19 protein-coding genes and 1 other RNA gene are annotated in these 19,366 nt (G+C 40.1%); 3 read left to right on the forward strand and 17 right to left on the reverse strand.

Annotated elements, in window-relative coordinates; translation table 11 throughout:
• The first annotated feature begins 11 nt into the window (after window positions 1-11).
• Window positions 12-458, forward strand: coding sequence for a hypothetical protein (locus tag AC0VYH_RS12260; RefSeq protein WP_430242888.1), 447 nt, complete (start codon window positions 12-14; stop codon window positions 456-458).
• Between the two features lie 40 nt (window positions 459-498).
• On the opposite strand, the gene AC0VYH_RS12265 is transcribed toward AC0VYH_RS12260, so the two are convergent.
• Window positions 499-2,022 (reverse strand): carboxypeptidase M32, encoded by a 1,524-nt coding sequence (locus AC0VYH_RS12265; RefSeq protein ID WP_475372589.1) that lies wholly within the window; start codon window positions 2,020-2,022, stop codon window positions 499-501.
• Window positions 2,023-2,186: 164 nt separating this feature from the next.
• On the opposite strand from AC0VYH_RS12265, the gene yppF reads away from it, so the two are divergent.
• Window positions 2,187-2,393: a YppF family protein gene (gene yppF / locus AC0VYH_RS12270; RefSeq protein ID WP_475365300.1), complete on the forward strand. Its 207-nt coding sequence runs from the start codon at window positions 2,187-2,189 to the stop codon at window positions 2,391-2,393.
• Between the two features lie 96 nt (window positions 2,394-2,489).
• On the opposite strand, the gene AC0VYH_RS12275 is transcribed toward yppF, so the two are convergent.
• Window positions 2,490-2,765, reverse strand: coding sequence for a hypothetical protein (locus tag AC0VYH_RS12275; protein ID WP_283154157.1), 276 nt, complete (start codon window positions 2,763-2,765; stop codon window positions 2,490-2,492).
• Between the two features lie 28 nt (window positions 2,766-2,793).
• Complete coding sequence (locus AC0VYH_RS12280) at window positions 2,794-3,102, reverse strand: hypothetical protein (RefSeq protein WP_475367632.1); 309 nt, start codon at window positions 3,100-3,102, stop codon at window positions 2,794-2,796.
• A gap of 116 nt (window positions 3,103-3,218) precedes the next feature.
• Here AC0VYH_RS12280 and AC0VYH_RS12285 point away from each other — a divergent pair, with 116 nt between their 5' ends.
• A complete protein-coding gene (locus AC0VYH_RS12285; RefSeq protein ID WP_371017220.1) occupies window positions 3,219-3,464 on the forward strand; it encodes a hypothetical protein in 246 nt (81 codons plus the stop codon).
• 89 nt (window positions 3,465-3,553) lie between these two features.
• Here AC0VYH_RS12285 and AC0VYH_RS12290 read toward each other — a convergent pair whose 3' ends face one another.
• The 14 genes from AC0VYH_RS12290 to hutP form a co-directional block, all read right to left on the reverse strand.
• Window positions 3,554-4,696, reverse strand: coding sequence for a THUMP domain-containing class I SAM-dependent RNA methyltransferase (locus AC0VYH_RS12290; protein ID WP_194221817.1), 1,143 nt, complete (start codon window positions 4,694-4,696; stop codon window positions 3,554-3,556).
• 208 nt (window positions 4,697-4,904) lie between these two features.
• An RNA gene (rnpB, locus tag AC0VYH_RS12295) (RNase P RNA component class B) lies at window positions 4,905-5,300 on the reverse strand.
• A 147-nt stretch (window positions 5,301-5,447) separates the two neighbouring features.
• Entirely contained in the window at window positions 5,448-5,768 is a 321-nt protein-coding gene (gene gpsB, locus AC0VYH_RS12300) for a cell division regulator GpsB (protein ID WP_048309322.1), read from the reverse strand.
• Between the two features lie 90 nt (window positions 5,769-5,858).
• Window positions 5,859-6,434: an SLOG family protein gene (locus AC0VYH_RS12305; protein ID WP_430242902.1), complete on the reverse strand. Its 576-nt coding sequence runs from the start codon at window positions 6,432-6,434 to the stop codon at window positions 5,859-5,861.
• Between the two features lie 55 nt (window positions 6,435-6,489).
• Entirely contained in the window at window positions 6,490-7,020 is a 531-nt protein-coding gene (locus AC0VYH_RS12310; protein WP_194221819.1) for a CotD family spore coat protein, read from the reverse strand.
• A gap of 417 nt (window positions 7,021-7,437) precedes the next feature.
• Window positions 7,438-8,160, reverse strand: coding sequence for a 3'-5' exonuclease (locus AC0VYH_RS12315; RefSeq protein ID WP_475372590.1), 723 nt, complete (start codon window positions 8,158-8,160; stop codon window positions 7,438-7,440).
• Between the two features lie 2 nt (window positions 8,161-8,162).
• Window positions 8,163-10,067, reverse strand: a complete 1,905-nt coding sequence (locus AC0VYH_RS12320) for a DUF294 nucleotidyltransferase-like domain-containing protein (RefSeq protein ID WP_475372591.1) — start codon at window positions 10,065-10,067, stop codon at window positions 8,163-8,165.
• A 15-nt stretch (window positions 10,068-10,082) separates the two neighbouring features.
• Window positions 10,083-11,324: a ribonuclease H-like domain-containing protein gene (locus tag AC0VYH_RS12325; RefSeq protein WP_475372592.1), complete on the reverse strand. Its 1,242-nt coding sequence runs from the start codon at window positions 11,322-11,324 to the stop codon at window positions 10,083-10,085.
• Window positions 11,308-13,605 (reverse strand): DEAD/DEAH box helicase, encoded by a 2,298-nt coding sequence (locus AC0VYH_RS12330; protein WP_475367635.1) that lies wholly within the window; start codon window positions 13,603-13,605, stop codon window positions 11,308-11,310. The genes AC0VYH_RS12325 and AC0VYH_RS12330 overlap by 17 nt, the downstream gene beginning before the upstream one ends.
• 334 nt (window positions 13,606-13,939) lie before the next feature.
• A complete protein-coding gene (locus AC0VYH_RS12335) occupies window positions 13,940-16,003 on the reverse strand; it encodes a thioredoxin domain-containing protein (RefSeq protein WP_475365306.1) in 2,064 nt (687 codons plus the stop codon).
• A gap of 82 nt (window positions 16,004-16,085) precedes the next feature.
• Complete coding sequence (locus AC0VYH_RS12340; RefSeq protein WP_430242915.1) at window positions 16,086-16,649, reverse strand: DUF6241 domain-containing protein; 564 nt, start codon at window positions 16,647-16,649, stop codon at window positions 16,086-16,088.
• 163 nt (window positions 16,650-16,812) lie between these two features.
• A complete protein-coding gene (locus tag AC0VYH_RS12345) occupies window positions 16,813-17,079 on the reverse strand; it encodes a hypothetical protein (protein ID WP_430242918.1) in 267 nt (88 codons plus the stop codon).
• 151 nt (window positions 17,080-17,230) lie between these two features.
• The gene (gene hutH / locus AC0VYH_RS12350; protein ID WP_475365308.1) at window positions 17,231-18,748 is read right to left on the reverse strand and encodes a histidine ammonia-lyase; all 1,518 of its coding nucleotides are present in this window, start codon (window positions 18,746-18,748) and stop codon (window positions 17,231-17,233) included.
• A 105-nt stretch (window positions 18,749-18,853) separates the two neighbouring features.
• Entirely contained in the window at window positions 18,854-19,294 is a 441-nt protein-coding gene (gene hutP, locus AC0VYH_RS12355) for a hut operon transcriptional regulator HutP (RefSeq protein ID WP_226613503.1), read from the reverse strand.
• Window positions 19,295-19,366 lie beyond the last annotated feature (72 nt).

Below are 19,366 nucleotides of genomic sequence, written 5' to 3' on the forward strand. Positions count from 1 at the left end.
GAAGAATGAAGATGAATAAAAACTTATACCAGCTCACACAAGAATATGAAAAATTCACCGATGACTGCAAAGGTGAAACCGTTCCAGAATTTGTAGAGAATTTCATATATGGCTCAATGGACTACAACGAACAGAACCTTCCTAAACTAACGGAAGAAATGGGGAAACAAGCTCAGAATCAAGAACCAGAAGAATTTAAAAGAGCTTTTGACGAAATGCTCCTATATCTAAGAGATCGATTTATGGCGCTCGATCCAGATAAAGAATATTGGCCACTTCACTACCGTGAAGGCGTTAGCGCATTTGTAGCGATGATTGATGGGTTAATCGTTCAATATTTCTCAGGACTATATACAGTAGAAGAATTGAAAGAGCGTACTCCACTATTTGCTGCGGTCATTCTTAATGGATTCGTTGGTGTTAACGAAAACGAATATGAAGCTCTATCGACAGATTAATTGAAAAAAATCCTGCCATGCCGGCAGGATTTTTCATCTATTATTTTTGCAGGCGATAAACTTGTGAATACTTCTCTTCAAGATATTGAATCAAATATTCAGCATTTAGCCCTTCGCCAGTAATGTCTTTAATAATATCAATTGGTTGCTTTAGCTTACCGTACTGATGGATGTTTTCTGTTAACCATTCTTTAATAGGCACCAAGTCACCCTGTTCTAATAGCTCATCAAATTGTGGGATGTCTTTTAACATAGCATTCTTAATTTGAGCCGCATAAATGTAACCTAGCGCATAGGAAGGGAAATAACCAAATGAGCCACCTGACCAGTGGACATCCTGAAGAACGCCGACCGCATCGTTATCTGGAGTAATGCCTAAATACTCCTCCATTTTTTCGTTCCAGATCGTTGGCAAATCCTTCACTTCAATTTCTCCATTAATCAATCCTTTTTCAATTTCGTAACGAACCATGATATGCAGCGCATACGTCATTTCATCTGCTTCAATTCGAATCAAAGAAGGACCCGCAACGTTAATGGCACGGTAATAATCTTCTAATGAAACATCATCAAACTGTCCAGTTGAATAGCTTTTAAGCTTGTCGTAATTGTTTTTCCAAAATGATTGATGACGACCCACGAAGTTTTCCCAGAAAAGAGACTGTGATTCGTGAATCCCCATAGACGTACCAGTACATAAAGGCGTGCCAATCAATTTGGGTGATAAATTCTGTTCGTATAAAGCATGACCGCCCTCATGAATCGTACCAAATACTGCTGTGCGAAAATCACCTTCATCATACTTCGTCGTAACACGCACATCACCAGGATTCAGTCCAGTTGCAAATGGATGAACCGTCGTATCAAGACGACCAGCGTCAAAGTCATACCCCATTTTCCTCAATACTTCCATACTGAAGGCTTGTTGCTTATCTTGTGGGAAATGTTCAAACAAAAAGTCAGTTTTGGGCTGATCACTCGCATTAACAACTTGTTGTACAAGTGGCACAATATGTTCTCTAAGTTGGTTAAATACGCGATCAATCATTTTCACTGTTACACCTGGTTCAAATAGGTCAAGCAGCGTATCATATTTATTTTCATCGTATCCCCAATATTCGACAAATTTCTGATTGAATGCAACAAGCTTTTCGAGATACGGTCTAAACAATTCGAAGTCAGCTTTTTCCTTCGCTTCTTCCCAGATCGTCTCTGCTTTCGAACTTAAAATGACATATTCAGAGTACTCTTCTGCAGGAATTTTTATGTTCCGATCGTAGTCTTTACGGCACTCTTCTACCGTTTTACGAGTGATTTCACTTAATTCAGTTTGCTGGTCTTCCTTTGTAAGCTCATCAAGATACCCCTTCATTTCAGGAGATACCGACATTTCAAAAACTTCAGAAGACATCATTCCAATAACCTCAGAGCGCTGTTCAGCACCTTTTTTTGGTGCGCCAGTGCGGAGATCCCAATACATAACCCCAATCGCTTCATTAAAACTCGTCATTTTCTTTACATAATTTAAAAATTCCTGCTCGGTTTGTTTGATTTCTGTTGCCAAATCGTTCAACTCCTTAAAAAGTAATTTCCTTCATAACAATAAATTCGACATATCTCGTTTAACTATGTAAGGATTTGTCGGAAGTTAAAAAATTCTAAAATAATGAATATAAACTTTCTCATGTTATCCTTTGGATAAGCTCAATAGTTCAAGGAGGGATTCAGATGTCATTGCAAAATCTGATAAACACATTTGATCAGGAAAAAGGAAGAAAGCCTGCTAGTGCAGACGAACTACTCGACTTTATCCAGGTGAATTATTTACAAGGTTCGATTTCTTTATATGAGTATCAAACCTATTTTAAAGAGCTCCACTCACAAGGCGCAAAGAAACCAGAGTACTTCACGCATGAAGAAATGAAAGCCTTTTAATCCCTCTTGTTCTATCCTACCATAAGTTACTAATGATACGTACATGAAAAGCCATGGGCAATGCTGCCCATGGCTTTTCTACATTTCCAAACTTCTTTATACGGCATTCATAATAATTGCAATCACCAGACCAATAAGGGCAATTGTTGCAATAATTGATAATATAGAAAGCGCTATAAAAATCCACCCAGCCACTTTACGTCCCGTTTTAAGTAGATAAATTCCAAGTGTAAGAAATGTAAATAGGAATCCTAATACTCCCCATAACCAGGGATTCTTATCATGCTTTGGAGCGTCCATTATTAGAAATATGGCGACTGCAATAGGTACAATAAGACCAATAAACTCGATTGTAAACCCTCCTTCCGTCATTCCCGACCCGGAAAGAATACACGATATTTTATGATTCGTCTATAATAATTTCTAATTTTTCTTTATTTATGTAAAAATGATGAAATAATCCATAAGCTACTATTTCTTTATCATTCCATAACTTTGTTCGATATACAGAAAACACGTACATATTCGTTCTAGTGGTATTTGCTTCAACATATGGAATGACAGCCAAATCGACGCCTATTTCCATAAGCGCATTTTGGTCTTTTTTAAGTTGATCCCCTACCCACCTACTATAATCAGTCTGATTAGGATTTGTATGAAACATTACGAACCCTAATACGACGATGATAATAGACATAGTTTTTTTCATTCATTTCACCCCTCTCTTGTTTCTTTAGCTCTTTTATACCATATACATATTATTCCGTTTAAATGTCTATTAGACGTGGGAACAAATAAGTACATCATAAGTTAAGGGGAGGAAAAATGAAAATGAGACAACATCGAATCAATACGCTAAAACCAGGTGAACACTATACCGCCAAAGAACTGGATAGCTTTGTATCAACGACGGATGTTCTTTTACTTTCAAGTAATGCTTCACAACTTTTTTCTGATCCGGAACGTGAGTATAAGGTGACCCATGAAGTGGAAGGTTTTTTTGAACATTCTTCTGATGAAGGTGAGAAGTACTTTCGGGATAAACGTGCTTATGTTGTTGAAAAAGTATAATGACCTGTTATAAAAGATAATTACTATCAAAAAATCCAAATTAAAACACCTCTCGTTACTAGAGAGGTGTTTTTTACAGTCTTATTATATTAATCTTTCTTTGGCGGTCTCGGTCCAAAGTATTGATAGTAATGCGTTTTGATATCACCATTGTAGAGTTTGCGGTTCTTTGTTGATCTCTTTCCATAAACTTCTTGGAAGCGAGGATGTGAAGTTAGAATATAAACAGACCATGTATCAAGACGCTCACGGAAGGCTTTTCCCATCTTTCGATACATGTCTTCCACTTCTTCTCTTTCACCAAGACGCTCACCATACGGTGGGTTTCCGATGAGAGTACCATACTCAAACTTAGAGCTAACATCCGTAACTTGCATCTGCTTAAATTGAATCATATCTCCAAATCCAGCTTCAAGAGCATTATTCTTAGAAAGGTCGACCATTTTAGGGTCAAGGTCGCTACCAAAAATGTGAAGAGGTTGATCATAATTTGCAAGGTCCTCCGCTTCAATCATAGCTTCTTCCCAGCGCTTCTTCCCGATCCACTCCCAATCTTCAGAAGCAAATTCTCGATTAAAACCGGGTGCGATGTTTTGGCCGATCATAGCTGCTTCAATTGGAAGAGTTCCTGATCCACAGAATGGATCCATGAATGGTTTATCTGCATTCCAATTCGTTAGCATCACCATTGCTGCTGCCATAGTTTCCTTAAGTGGAGCTGCACTATGGAGGTACCTGTACCCTCTACGGTGCAAGCCTTTGCCACTCGTATCAATTGTAAGAATAGCCGTATCCTTGTGAATCGCAACTTCGATTTTAAATAGTGGTCCATCTTCATCAAACCACGAAACGTTATATTTTTCCTTCATGCTCTCTACGATCGCTTTTTTGACAATCGCCTGGCAGTCCGGAACACTATATAATGTCGACTTTACAGATCGACCACTTACGGGAAACTCAGCATTTTCGGGTAGTAAATCTCCCCACGGGAGTGCTTTCGTTGCTTCGAAAAGCTCATCAAATGTCGTTACTTTGAATTCCCCGACTTTAAGCTTAACCCTGTCAGCTGTTCTTAACCAGTAGTTCGATCGACAGATTCCAATTTCATCACTTTCATAAGTGACTTTTCCGTTATCGACACGTACATTTTCAAAACCAAGATCCTTTACTTCACGAGCAACCAATGATTCGAGCCCCATGGTGGCCGTTGCAATTAGTTCCATTTTCGCCATTTTACCCACTCCAATCTTTTGCTCTTTTATGTAACGTAGGTTTACCCTATTATCATACAAAAATAAATTGTTTCATGTTAGACCTATTTCGCGTGGAGGAGAGAATGTATTCTTTTAAGTCTTTTTATTATGCTTTCCAATCCATGCGCATTCATAGCCTTAACGTACAAAAAAGCCCCTTAAGGGCTTTTCATCAAAGATGATAACGTTCTGTAAGCCATGTTCTGTTCCATCGTACTGCGAACGGGTCTCCCCTCGTACTCAGGTGGTAATCATCTATCTCCAGACGCGTCCTCACCGCCTGGCTTTCTCTCCGTTCAATTCCTTCAAGAAAGCTCCCCTACCATAATTTGGGTTTCTCGCTCGTGGGGTTTACCTCGTTCCACTCTTAATGTTTCCATTAAGACTTCGTCACTGTGGCACTTTCAAAGTATTCGGGCCTTATCCGTGAAGAACTTAGGCCGTTTCCCCGCCGTTAGCCCAATTGGACTACCCTGACTTATTGTTTCATCAGGCACGAACACTACGATCATCTCAGATCGTGCGAGCATGGACTTTCCTCTACATGCCACTTAATTGCGACATACAGCGACTACCCGAACGTTATCATTGTTAGGACAGCAAAAGCAATTATATCTTATATTCTACAATGATGCAAGGTTGCTTAAAGAATTGTTATGTTTATTTATATTAGTATAGTACGGTAATTGAAATTTTTATAACTGTAAAAAATAAACCGCCGTTTGGTGGTTTATTCGTACAACTTACTACCGAAAACGTGTTTCTCTAGGTTTGATAGTCGTTTTAGGATATCATAATTGGTATTTCCAGGCTGCGTTTGAGAACGCGTCTGCTGTCTCTTTTGTTGCTCAGACATACGATCCATCTCTCTTCTAAGACGCGTATTTTCTTGTCTCAGCTGTTCAATGTCATTTTCAAAACGCTCATAATCTTTAATTACTACGTCCAAAAACTTGTCGACATCATCCTGATCATAACCGCGAAATCCGCTTTTAAAATCTTTTTCAAGAATATCTTTAGCTGTTAATTGAGTCGGTTGTTGCTCTGCCATTTTATCACCTCTGTATGTATGCAGTTATTGTCTTTATTTTATTCTTCCAAAAGAGCTTCCTCTTGTCAATCGGAATCTCTTCTATTCTCCTTATTGACTGTAGAAATCGGGATTACTTTCACGTAAATCCTGCTCTAATAAATCAAGGTCAATAGGTGTGATGGTAAAAACTTCGTAACCTTCATCCGTTCTCTGTCTGTTCTTTGCTTCTTTCAAGTAATAATCAGGAGAACCAGGCGTATCTTCGTCATATAATACGAGCATAGCATGACTCTTACGAACGAGAAATTCATTCTTTGCTTTCAATTGCCCTGGATTTTCGTAAGGTCGACTTGTGATTGATTCAACAAAGTCAGCTTCTCCCATGATCATTTGATAGAATTCTTGAGTAGGCTCTTTCCATTTACTTTCTTGATCTAGGAATGGCGTTAAAACGGCTAGCTTTAAATCGGGATACATTTCTCTTAAATCAAGTGCAACTTCAGCAGCCCAGAGCTCAACACCAGTTTGCCCACTGATTAGTATCCACTCAAAATCTCTCTCTTCGATAAGCTGAGACATGCGACTCTGAAGGGCTGCCTTTATAATTGGAAGTCCAGGATGATCGTCGTTAAATATTCCTAGTTCGTGTGCCTTATAGCCAGTAACAAGTAAAACGTTTGCCACTTAGACACCTCCTATGTAAAAACGAACTGGAAGACCAGTTCGTTTCATTATTTCGTTATTTTCTTCTCTTTTGAGCAGGACTTACTTGACCTGGCATACCATTGCCATTTGGTCCTTGCATAGCTCCTGCTACTTGGGAAGGATTAGTAGGTGCGTATCCAGCCGGCATTGCGCCTGTCGGGCGTGGTGGCGGATAATTGTTCATGTGTGAAGCTAGCACTTCCTCTGACTCTGTTAAAGGATAACTATGATTGTGCTCATACATGTGATGATGGACGTTTTTAATATGCGTAGGATGAATATGATCTACGTTGTGCTTATAATAGTGATTTTTGACACAACATTTTGTCGGATATACAACAGGACTTGTCGGACATGGACCTCCAGGACCTTGCATTGCTGGACTTACCTGACCTGGCATGCCGCCTTTCATGGCCGGACTCACCTGGTTTGGCATATTCGCATTTGGACCCTGCATTGCTGGACTTACTTGATTTGGCATATTCGCATTAGGTCCCTGCATTGCTGGACTTACCTGATTTGGCATATTCCCATTCGGGCCCATGCGATGATGTCTATGAAACATAGTGTAGGTTCCCCCTTCTTAAATTGGTGAATTCCCTACTAGCCTATGTTGATCACGATGTACATGTACTGTGTATTCGTCCTTATTTCCTCAATACAAACGCAATTTCCACGCCTATTTTTGTACGACTACTTCATTGTCACTATAAATCTGGGCCGACTCACTAATTTGACTCATAACGACCACTGTTAACGCAATTACCATAAAAAACATTACCATAATGACCTGCTTCAATTACCATCTCTCCATTACATCAAATCTGAATCCTTTTCTTAAAAAAACAGAAACTTCAATATACTACTCAAAGTTACAACAAGAGACGACAATTGTAAACGGTGTTTCTACATGTTTTCTAAAAGAAATCGTCGAATATCATCTCTTTGTGCGCTTGCCCGGGGAATAATTAGGAAAATGAAGCTATTTCCTACCAAATACGAGATTATCTCTAGCAATTCGCCGTCTTATTTCTTGTTCATGACCGTCCTTCATGTCCAATTTGTGAAACATTTTCAAACAAAGCTCCGCTGTCATTCTTGCGTCGTTTAGGGCATGATGACGTTCATGACGTTCAATATTTAATTTCCTTATCAACGAATCAAGCTGCGGATTACTGCGAGGAAATAATTCCTTCGCCAGTGCTTCCGAATCCAAATAAGGTGGTAAATAATCTGGCAACCCCCATTTTTGAACGAGTGTTTGTAGAAAATAAACATCAAATTTAACTGGATGAGCAATAAGGGTCGTCCCTTTACTAAACGCCATAAATTCTTCAAATACTTCAATAAATGTCCATCCCGCTCTTATTTCATCAAATGATAGACCCGTTAGATGTCTAACAACTCGCGGTACTTTATGAATAGGGCGAACAATTCGATAGAAAGTTTCCTCGAGAATCCTTCCTTCAACAAGATCGATTTTAACCGCACCGATCGAAATAACTTCATCTCCGATAGCTGGATAAAAACCCGTCGTTTCGAGATCGTAAACGGTAAAATATCGACTGCTTGATTCTTGATATAATAACAGAGACTCCTGTAAGCGATCATAAACTGGTAAATCCTTGTCCCTTTTGATCTTTTTCTGCCATTTCACACGATCATATAGATAATAGCGCAATAATTTCAAACCTATGGACGACATTGTTAAATACTCCGATTCCTTCGAAAGCTTAATTCACTTACCTGCTGCATCCGTTTTGCTACAAGCAATGCTTCCCTCATTTTCCTTCTCTCTTCTTTTTCCCATTCGATTGGCCTTACTTGATTCGAAATCTCTACCCCTTTTTCTAGTTGATAAAGGTTTTGCCTAACACGGAACGTATAAAGGTAATGAAGAGATGTTTCGATATTGATCACATCACGATGATGAAAAATTTCTTTTTTCTTTAACTCATGAAGCCTTTTGATTGTATTAACTTCTTCCACTCCATATTTCATTGCAAAAATTCGAATACCGTTCACGATTTGCATAATAGCAGCTTTTTTCAAATCAAGCGTTTTTTCTTTCCCACGAAGTTGAAGCTTTCCAAGAGGATTTAACGGCACGCGAAAACGAATCGTATCCTTCATTAACAGCATTTGAAGCGTTTGAGCTTTCTTAATTCGTGCAGTAATGCGACTTCTTAATGTTCGTGCGAGATCAAAATCTCCGTAAACAGGACGAAAATCCATAAAAATTGTAAAATTCCGGATCTCTTCAGCATCTGTTTCAGTAATCCAACGATTTACTTCTGTTTGCCAATTAGAAACAGAGCGTCTCCATTTCTCATTTTTCGCCATTATGCCACCCTCACACTCAGGGAGACCACATGTCGTAAGCATCGTATTGATTTTCTTTGCAAATATCGAGAAATACGTTTCAATTTCCTGTTTATGCTCGAGGTGTTCATAATCATCAATAATAAGTCCGTTGTCTTGATCTGTACTAAAAGCCTGTTCTTTGCGCCCTTCGCTCCCCATAACGATGAAGCAAAAGTTCACTGGCGCCCGTCCATATCCCTCACTGATCATTTCCTTCTCTGCAAGTAAAATAATGCGTCGATGCATTTCATCATTATAATTGGACATCATCTCACATATTTCATAACCCAACGTATTTGCGTCAAGTAACTCTTGAATAAATGAGCGGAATTCTTCATGTATTGGTGGTGAAAGATTCATTATTTCATTAAGCTCTTTAGCTCGTGATAGTCGATAAGACAGATCTAAATAGGCCGATTCCTGAATCCCTAAGAAAGATTTGGCTGAAACCATACCGACAATACGATCTCGCTTTACAACAGGTAGCAAAGAGACTTTGTGAAATTTTAAGTACGCCAATGCTTCATAACTAAAGGCATCCTCTTCTACCATATTAGGTTTTTGATACATCCACTTATGAATAGGATCTTGAAATTGTCCCATTGTAAGTGCATTTATGACCTCTAGCGGTGTTATTGTACCAAGAACACTTTCACGATCTTCACTTACTATCACACCGTCATAATTTTTCGTTCGAAAGAGCTCAGCTGTTTCTAATACCGTATAAGTTGGTGGGATCGTCACCTTCGTATCCATAATCGCGCTCACTCGTGTTCTATACAAGGCAATGTTTTCACCATCGGCCTCCCGATCTCGCTCTTGCTTAATTTCATCATAGAGGCTTCTCATACGTTCACCAATGGTATCGAGAACATTATGTGAAAAGGCAGGGTTTTCTGTCATGATCTTTAGCATGACTTCTTTTTTGATTCGAATCACCTGGCAATCTTCATTAGCTTGAACAGAAAACGTCATAGACGCATCTGTAAGCATAATCATGAGCCCAACTAGATCTCCGGGATAGTAGAAACGCATTGTCGTTTGTTGCCCATTCGCTTTGTGTACGATGTTTTTAGCAATACCTGAGACGAGGAGATAAAGCGTATTCGTATCTTCATCTTCGTGATATAAAAATTCACCCTTCTGATAAGTTGCGAAATGTGCTGATTCCATTAGACTTTCGATTTCAGCATCGCTCAAAGAATGAAATGGTTCCTTTTTCTTCAACACTTCATAGAAATCCTGCATAACAACCTCCTATCGTTAGCGAGCTGCTTTTTGCTCAATTCTCTCGATTCGCTTCATATATTGCAGCCGCTCGTTCTCTTCTTTATCTTTAAGAATCCGTTTCTTCTCTTTCCACTTTTCGTATGCAGACAGAGCATAGTGAAGGGCTTTCTCATAGTCTTTCGCTTTATGCTCATAATATTTAGCTAATTCAATGTCGCACTCTTCATCATTTGTGGATTGTGATAGCGTCAGCCAAATCTCAATGGCTTCTTGAACGTTATCCTGCTTCTTATATATCCGTGCAAGCGCCTTTTTTGCGTCCTGTTCATGACGACCAGTTGTCTTTTCATATAGTAAAGCCGCATGATCCTCTTCACCAACAGCTTCCCACCATCGAGCAGACTGGTATTGTTCACCAGCTGTTAAGGACTTTCCTTCCACATCAAGAAGGAGATTAGACAAACGAGTATATAGCGTGATTAAAGATAAGATATCTTCTTCATTGTGTTTCATCACGCCTGCGATCAGCTCTGGATCTGGATCTTTTACAAACTCGAAATAAAGCATAGGAGCTAAATAGCCTGGAATATCTTCTTCCCGTTCAAAACCTAGCTGCTGTTCTTCTACGTTCGCGAGTCTAACAGACTCCATATCATTTTTCCAGAATCGCCTCGCTCCGTGCAACAGATCGAAATGACCAAATTGCGGTAACTTAGGGACTTGTTCACGAATAAGCGTATGACGTGTTTTCACCTGTGGCCAATCAAACGCTTTGCCATTGTAGGTAACTAGGTTCTTCAATTCTTTTACATCTTCTAAAAAAGCTTGATACATCGGAACTTCTGCACCTGGGCCAGGCAAGAAATACTGATTTACAGAAATTCCTTCTTCTGTATACTGGCTATATCCAAGTAGAAAGATAGTATTTCCAACCCCACCTCCTAAGCCAGTTGTTTCTGTATCAAAAAACAATAAATCGGATGGCTGAAGGTGTTTTGAGGAGAGTGGATGTGCACGATAGTGACGATTCCAGCGTTCGACAACTTGCTCAAGTTCTTGGAAAGTGTAACGTCCATGCTGATAGGAAGTTGGATACTGTTTTTTTCTCACTAGCGCATATTCTCCGTCAAAGAAAAACGGGTGAGCATCTAAATCACGCCACTTGTTCAAATGAGGCACTTCGTGAATCGGCTGCTCTACTTTCGCTTCCACTTCTTCTCCTTCGTTCAAGTTCATATGCTTTTTCATTCGATTTAATTTAGCTTTCAGTGACATCAGAATGTTCACCTCTTAAATATTTAAGTAAATAAATGGCTGTTTGCTTACTATTTTCACCCGTTTCACCGGAAACGCCCACACATGAAGGACAGCCACTTTCACATTCACAATTAACAACAATGGATTCGGCTTCTTTTAATATAACCCCTAGCTCTTTGTAAACTCGCTCCGATAGCCCAATGCCACCAGGGTAGCGATCATAGAAGAAAACGGTAGGCTTGTTTGAATGGACAGCTTTGATTTGTGGTGTCACATGGAGATCCGATACATCGCACATGACAAACAGCGGAGCAACGTTACGAAGAACGTTACCAAGTCCTAACAATCCTTCCTCTAAGCGATTTTCTCCCATTGTTTGAACGAAGCTTTCAGGAAAGTCAAACCAGCAAGCATTCGTGTGAAGCTCTTCCTCGGGTAAGTGAATCGGACCTGATCCAATATTTTCGTGAGTTTCAAATTTAATTTTCTTAAAAATAGTTGCCATAGCATTTACCATAACTTCTCCATACGTTGCGGTTGTGTGTGGGAGCGGTTCATGCTTGTCTTCTTCTAGAACCTTCAGTTGAACAGCAAGATTAGCATCCGTATAGTAATCCACATCAACTTCCCTTACCCAAGCTTTTTTCTCGTCATAGTCAAGAAGCTCCACTTGATATTGCACACCCTGGTGAAGGTAAATCGCTTCTTCATGAAGAAGCGTCATGGCACTAAATCTGTCCATTTCTCCAATGACTTTTACATTAGCAGCCGTTGTTTGATCAATAATAACGACATTTTCCTGCGAAGCAGAACGAAGGCTTACGTTGTGAGCCGGGAATGCATCGTTCATCCAGAACCAGCGATTTGCCCGATGATGAAGCAGCTGTTCGTCTGTTAAAAACTCAAGAACATCCTCGATGTCTTCCCCACCAAACGTATCCCCTTGTTGAAATGGAAGCTCATACGCTGCACATTTAACATGATCTACAAGAATAATTAAGTTATTGGGGTTCACTCGCGCCTCTTCTGGGTTCCGTTCAAAAAAGTAATCCGGATGTGTAATCATATATTGATCAAGCGGACTAGAACTAGCGACGACAAATACAACAGACTCATCTTGACGGCGACCCGCACGTCCAGCCTGCTGCCACGTGCTCGCAATGGTGCCTGGATAGCCTGTCAGCACGCACGCTTGAAGCTGTCCAATGTCCACACCAAGTTCGAGGGCGTTCGTGCTTACCACGCCTTTAATGTCTCCATTTCGAAGTCCTCTTTCAATTTCCCTTCGCTGCTTCGGTAAATAACCACCCCGATATCCCATAATGGAACGCGGTCCTAATTCACGCTGTTCTAGCTGCTGTAAGTATGTGAGAAGGATCTCAACCCGAACACGACTACGCGCGAAAACAATTGTTTGAATGTTGTTTTTTAATAGTTCCGCCGCTAAGTTTCGTGCTTCAAGCGTAGCCGATCGTCTAATGTTCAAGGCTTGATTTACAACAGGGGGATTATAAAGAACAAAATGCTTTCGTCCAGTAGGAGCCCCATTGTTATTAATTAACGTAATTCCTTCACCAGTAAGCTCCTCTGCAAGCTCTTTTGGATTCGCAATCGTAGCCGAAGTACAAATAAATATGGGATTACTTCCGTAGAATTGACAAATCCTTTTCAATCTTCGAATCACATTGGCTACGTGACTCCCGAAAACACCACGATACGTATGTAGCTCATCGATGACAATCACTTTAAGGTTCTCAAAAAGAGAAACCCACTTCGTATGGTGTGGGAGAATAGCAGAATGCAGCATATCTGGATTCGTCATCACAATGTGCCCTGCTTTTCGAACGATTTGTCTAATGGTTGGAGAAGTGTCCCCATCATACGTATACCCTTTTAAATCCACTTCCATTTCATCAATCAATTCATTTATTTCACTTTTTTGATCTTGCGCAAGGGCTTTTGTTGGAAATAAATACAGTGCCCGACTTGACGGATCCTTCAAGATCGTATCCAAAACAGGCAAGTTATAGCACAAAGTTTTCCCAGAGGCGGTTGGTGTAACAGCGACAAAACTGTTCCCCTTTGAAGCTTCTTCATATGCTGTAGCCTGATGAGTATATAGCTGCTGCACTCCTCTATCTTCAAGTGCTTTCTTTAACTCAGGCTGCAATTCTGCAGGATATGGCGCTGTTTTAGCTTCTTTCGGTTCAATCGTTTTCCAATTAACAATATTGGATCGATACTTTTCCTCCTGCTGAAACATCTCCAGTAGCTGGGGCAGTTTCTTTTTTCTTTCCATCCGATCACCTCAAAAATTATTCTATTTCTATTGTAGCGAATATGCGTTCGAATGGATACCGTTTTGATTTGAAAGTAAAGCTTTTCCATTACCTACTAACTAATAATCGAAAACCTTCGTCAATGCTATTACAATCGAGCTCATTTCTTTCTTTAAGAGAACACGCTTTTCTCTTAAGGTACACGTATTCATCTTCAAAATAGAAACATATCAAATCAGGGTGCAATAGAAGCTTTCTATCGAGAATTTATCATCACCATACTTTTTCTCGTCCGACAACTTTACTAGTGACAAAGAAGCTACCATGGTCTCACAACCTGGGTAGCTTCTTTGTTTAATTATCCAATTCTTTTATTACCTTCTCTACATTCGTCTCAGGAAGCGAACAACTAAAATTCTCACAAACATAGATCGTTGTCGTATCTGTCTTTTCAAATTCAGCTACAAATGGAGCTGCTTCTTTTAACAAGGTAGGATCTTCAGTACTAATCACTGTAAGTTCAGGGAAAAAGTTCTGCTGTAAAAACTCTGCAATCTTTTCTTTGCTTGTATCACCATTTTTCCCAACAATAACAACTTCTTTTGGAGAGGATAAAGTATAAAGCTTGCTCATTAAGAAATAAGCGTGTCCACTGGAATACGAAGATACATCACCTGAAAAAGCGGTAAACATCTTGTTAGCCCACACATCATACTTTGCCTCCCCCGTTAACTTCGACAAACGAAGCAGTTGAAGAACAGCTACACTATTTCCAGACGGTAGCGCCCCATCATGCACATCCTTAGGTCGTGCAATTAATTCATCTGCATCATGGCCGTAAAGATAGAAACCTCCAGCGCTATCGTCCCAGAATAAATCGTGCATCTCATCTGACAGTTTTTTCGCTTTGACGAGGTATTCTGACTTAAACGTAGCTTCATACAATTCGTTTAATGCCCATAATCCATAAGCATAATCATCATGGTATGCTTTAAATTTCACTTCACCATCGCGGTAACGAGCCATTAATCTACCGTCTATGACGAGATTTTCTTCGATGAATCTGAATGATTGCTCAGCAGTTTGTGTGTAGGTATGTTGAGCGAACACCCTTCCTGCCTTAGCGAAAGCTGCAATCATAAGCATATTCCAGCTTGTAAGGATCTTATCATCCTTATAGGGGTGAATCCGTTTTTCACGAACCTCATACAGCTTCTTTCTAGCCTCTTTTAACTGCTTATTAACATCTTTTTCTGTCATGCTAAATGATTTAGCAACCTTTGAAAGATCGGTTTGAATCAAGTTAGGAATGTTTTTCCCTTCAAAGTTCCCTTTTGACGTGATGTCATAAGCTTTGCAATATAGGGAGCCTAGCTTATCGCCAAGGATGTCGTGGACCTCACTCTCTGTCCAAACATAAAACTTCCCCTCTTCTCCTTCTGAGTCAGCGTCTTCAGCGGAATAAAAGCCACCTTGCTCACTAGTCATATCTCGCGTCACATACTCGAGAACATCACAAGCGACTTTCTTATAGTGTTCTTCTCCCGTTACTTGATAAGCTTCCGTGTAGGTAAGGGCAAGCATGGCGTTATCATACAACATCTTCTCAAAGTGAGGCACTAGCCATTCCTGATCTACCGCATATCTTGCGAAGCCATAGCCAACATGATCATAGATCCCGCCCTTTGCCATCGCGTCAAGCGTTCGTGTAACCATTGTTAATGCGAGATCATTATCGTATTGTCGATAATATCTAAGTAAATACATCAGCATATGAGGTGATGGGAATTTTGGAGACTGACCAAAACCACCAAAGATGGTATCAAAGGAATTTTGCATCTGCTCAAAAGCTTTATGTAAAGGTTCCTCTGTTAATTCCCCACCTTCTGCATTCATCCGCTCTTGCAAGGAGGCTGTAATTTTCTCCCCGATTCCTGTAATTCGATCAGGGTTTTCCTTATATTGCTGATAAAGCTGCATAATAGCATCTTTAAACCCAGGAATATTGTATCTGCTTTCTTTCGGGAAGTACGTTCCTGCGTAGAATGGTTTTTGATCAGAAGTTAGAAAAACGTTCAATGGCCACCCACCCTGACCCGTTAATCCCTGACAAACTTTCATATATATTGAATCAATATCTGGACGCTCTTCGCGATCGACCTTAATCGCTACAAATCGATCGTTTAAAAGCTTTGCTGTTTCCTCATCCTCAAAGCTTTCTCTTTCCATTACATGACACCAATGGCAGGTCGAATACCCGATCGAAACGAGAACAGGCTTATCCTCCCGCTTCGCTTTTTCAAACGCTTCTTCTCCCCATGGATACCAGTCTACTGGATTGTGAGCATGCTGAATCAAATAGGGCGATTTTTCATGAATTAACTTATTTTCGTATGGCTGATTGGCTTGATTTTTCACGTTACACCCTCCGTCTCTTGGTTTATCTATCTTCAGTGTATCAAAATGTGCTACATAATCCTAAAAACAAAAATAAGCGGGATTACCGCTTATCATATGTCTGATCAATATATTTTTGCTCTTCTTCTGTTGTCATTAATCTTTTTGCTTTTCCAATTGTTCCCCCATTTAGATCCCATATGTAATTATGAACTTCTACCGCATTAGAAAAATCTCCCTCGTCCCATTCTTCTAATGTTTCAACGTAAAAATCTTGATATTTGTATTCTTCATTCGTACCTTGTACTTTCTCTAATACTTCTAACATATTATCGATGCGTTCTTCTGAAATTTGATAGATTCCCCATTTATCTTTAGCAACCACTTTTTGATGAGTCATGCCGTGAATGTAATCCTGAAATTTGCTTTCCTTTGGTATGCCTTCAGCGCTAATCGGTTCTTCATTGTCACTTACATAGCGCGCAGGGTCAACAGATGATCCAGTCGCTTCATCAACGGTATCCGCTTCATTCGTTGTTTCTTTTAAATCCCAACCTAAATCAGAAATAAACCAGTAAGTGAATCCAAATATGAAGACCAAAATAGTAGAAATGGAAATGATTAATGTTTTTGTAGATGGCATTGACTGTTCCAACTCCTTAAACAAATCGATCCCTCTCAAATCGGGAAGGGATTGTTTAGATTTAACGTTCCGCAAGTCCAAAAAGGACATTTATACCTATTTTTACATACATTTCTAAAAATACAAGGTTAATAAACTATTTTCTGAAAATTTATTCAAAACTTGAATATTTGCATGTTTTATTAGGCTAATGGATAAGCATGTCCAGCTCTTTCGACATAAAGTATTGAGAGACAGGAGGTGTTAAAATGGGAAATCGCCGTAATGCAAGTAACCCTAGAACATATGTTAAACGAAACAACCAAACAGAAGGTGAAGCAACTGGTCGTAGATCTAGAGGATGTGGGTCAAGAGATAGTGACACAAGAGGTCGCCAAACTGGTCCGAGCTGTTCTAGATACTGCTCTAACGTTTGTCGTCGTTTATTTCCTTTAGACTTCACACGATGCTTCAATGACTGTGTATCCTGTCAGGAAGAAGTTCTCTTTGAAACGGACCACGAATTTTACGAAGATTAAGAGATGACGTTGAAAAGGACAATCCTATTTAATAGGCATTGTCCTTTTTAGCTTATTTCACTATTTTCTCCTCTGATTAGCTACGCCTTATCCTGGAATTAACTGACGATTAATGGACCAATCAAACTGATCTGTCTTTAACCATTTTGTAAGAGCTTCGATATCCTCGGAGAAAACACGATCTTCCTTGATGGAAGGGACAACTAATCGACCTTCTTCATAAAGCTTCTGAGCTGATACAGAAGCTAACGAGATTCCGCGAATTTCTAATGCTTGCATCCCGCAAATCATTTCAATGCCGACTACCTTTTGGGCATTCAATATAATTTGATAAGCATGACGAGCCCCTATTGTCCCCATACTTACGTGGTCTTCCTGATTTGCTGAAGATGGAATGCTATCAACACTTGCTGGGTGTGCTAACGTTTTATTTTCTGATACAAGAGAAGCAGCCGCATATTGCATGATCATGGCGCCAGACTGCAAACCAGGGTCCGGACTTAGAAATGCTGGGAGATCATTTAGCTGAGGATTAACGAGCCTCTCCACTCGTCGTTCCGAAATATTAGCCATTTCGGCTACAGCTATTTTTAAGAAGTCCATCGCAATTGCAATGGGCTGACCGTGAAAATTCCCTCCGGACACAACCGTTTGTCCATCCTCTAAGATGAGTGGATTATCTGTTGCAGCATTCATTTCGATTTCAAGTTTTTCTTTAATATACGCTAAGCTTTGTCTAGAAGCTCCATGTACTTGCGGGATACAGCGCAGCGAGTAAGCATCCTGTACTCGTTTCTCTCCTTGATGTGTCACGAGTTTGCTATCGTTTGTGAGCGTTCGTATTCGCTCTGCAACTTCCATTTGTTCTGGATACCCACGCGCTTCATGTATCGCTGGATGGAAGGCATCTACTATACCTTCAAGCGCTTCAAACGTCATTGCTCCAATCCAATCACACTGATTTATTAAGCGCTCTGCTTCAATATAGTTAATGACTCCCATCGCCGTCATCGCCTGTGTACCGTTAATTAGTGCAAGCCCCTCTTTTGCCTTTAAGGAAAGAGCAGGAAAAGAGAGAGCATCATACACACTTTTTGTAGGAACGATGCTGCCCTTATAGTGCACTTTTCCTTCCCCTACCAGAACTAGCGCAAGGTGAGATAGGGGTGCTAGATCCCCGGAAGCACCAAGAGAACCTTGACTTGGTATAACTGGAATGATATTTTCATTCGCAAGATGGCAAAGGCCCTCCACAATACAAGGACGCACGCCAGAATATCCTTTGAGTAAAGCGTTCAATCTTAATACAACCATTGCTTTACTCACTGATTCTGGGAAGTATTCACCTATCCCGCACGCATGAGAACGAATGAGATGGAGCTGAAGTGTATCAACATCTTTATCCTGTATACGAACATCGCTAAATTTACCGAAGCCTGTATTGATCCCATATACAGTCTTTCCACTAGCGACAATCCGTTCTACAGCCTCTCTGCTCCGCTTCACTTTATTCATGCTGACTGGATCAATCGTAATCTGTTCTCCACCATAAATAAGTTGTTTCATTTCGATTAATGTTAAATTAGTTCCGTTTAATTGAATCATGTCGATCCCCTTCTTTCAGTAATTTGATCGCCATAAAAAAAGAGACGACAATGGAACAGACTGTTCCATTGCCGCCTCCTCATCGCTAATGACTTTAGGCAGCTTTTAACCTATATGATTTATTCCTAGTCCAAACGTTTCATGTTCAAGACCTTTCACCGGAGCACCAATTGTTCCATAGAAAGCTACCGCAAGCCACTCACCTTCGTCATAATGCTCATAAGGAGAGCCGCGTACTATTGCAAAACGCAAGCCTACAGTCCTCATCATGTCACCTGCTCCAATTTGCCCCCGCATGACCCCTTCTAATGCTTCTAAGATGGCGTGATACAACGCATGCGTTTCTCGATAGAGGTCTTCCGAAATAATATTATTCCTTTTTGCGGATGTTTCGACAGCTGATATTACTTTTTGCATGCTCATAGATCCTGACTTTCCCTGACAGTAATCAACATCTTTTAGCTGAGCTAAAAATGGTTCTAACTCTTCAGGAGTTAAAGAAGCTACAAGCATCGCTAATTTTCCAATCAAAATTTTTTGTGCCAATACTCTCACCTGTCTATCATTCTACTATTCACTAATATCTCACTTAATTGTAAGCGCTACCAACACGTGCGG

This window comes from Anaerobacillus sp. QJM3NY_32, from assembly GCF_056173645.1.

Coding starts and splice junctions, on each gene's coding strand:
- yppF (WP_475365300.1), top strand. CDS start 2,187: ATGTCATTGCAAAATCTGATAAACACATTTGATCAGGAAAAAGGAAGA.
- AC0VYH_RS12320 (WP_475372591.1), bottom strand. CDS start 10,067: ATGCAGGATTTCTATGAAGTGTTGAAGAAAAAGGAACCATTTCATTCT.
- gpsB (WP_048309322.1), bottom strand. CDS start 5,768: ATGGCAGAGCAACAACCGACTCAATTAACAGCTAAAGATATTCTTGAA.
- AC0VYH_RS12310 (WP_194221819.1), bottom strand. CDS start 7,020: ATGTTTCATAGACATCATCGCATGGGCCCGAATGGGAATATGCCAAAT.
- AC0VYH_RS12330 (WP_475367635.1), bottom strand. CDS start 13,605: ATGGAAAGAAAAAAGAAACTGCCCCAGCTACTGGAGATGTTTCAGCAG.
- AC0VYH_RS12280 (WP_475367632.1), bottom strand. CDS start 3,102: ATGAAAAAAACTATGTCTATTATCATCGTCGTATTAGGGTTCGTAATG.
- AC0VYH_RS12290 (WP_194221817.1), bottom strand. CDS start 4,696: ATGGCGAAAATGGAACTAATTGCAACGGCCACCATGGGGCTCGAATCA.
- AC0VYH_RS12285 (WP_371017220.1), top strand. CDS start 3,219: ATGAAAATGAGACAACATCGAATCAATACGCTAAAACCAGGTGAACAC.
- AC0VYH_RS12275 (WP_283154157.1), bottom strand. CDS start 2,765: ATGACGGAAGGAGGGTTTACAATCGAGTTTATTGGTCTTATTGTACCT.
- AC0VYH_RS12325 (WP_475372592.1), bottom strand. CDS start 11,324: ATGTCACTGAAAGCTAAATTAAATCGAATGAAAAAGCATATGAACTTG.
- hutH (WP_475365308.1), bottom strand. CDS start 18,748: ATGATTCAATTAAACGGAACTAATTTAACATTAATCGAAATGAAACAA.
- AC0VYH_RS12315 (WP_475372590.1), bottom strand. CDS start 8,160: ATGTCGTCCATAGGTTTGAAATTATTGCGCTATTATCTATATGATCGT.
- AC0VYH_RS12260 (WP_430242888.1), top strand. CDS start 12: ATGAATAAAAACTTATACCAGCTCACACAAGAATATGAAAAATTCACC.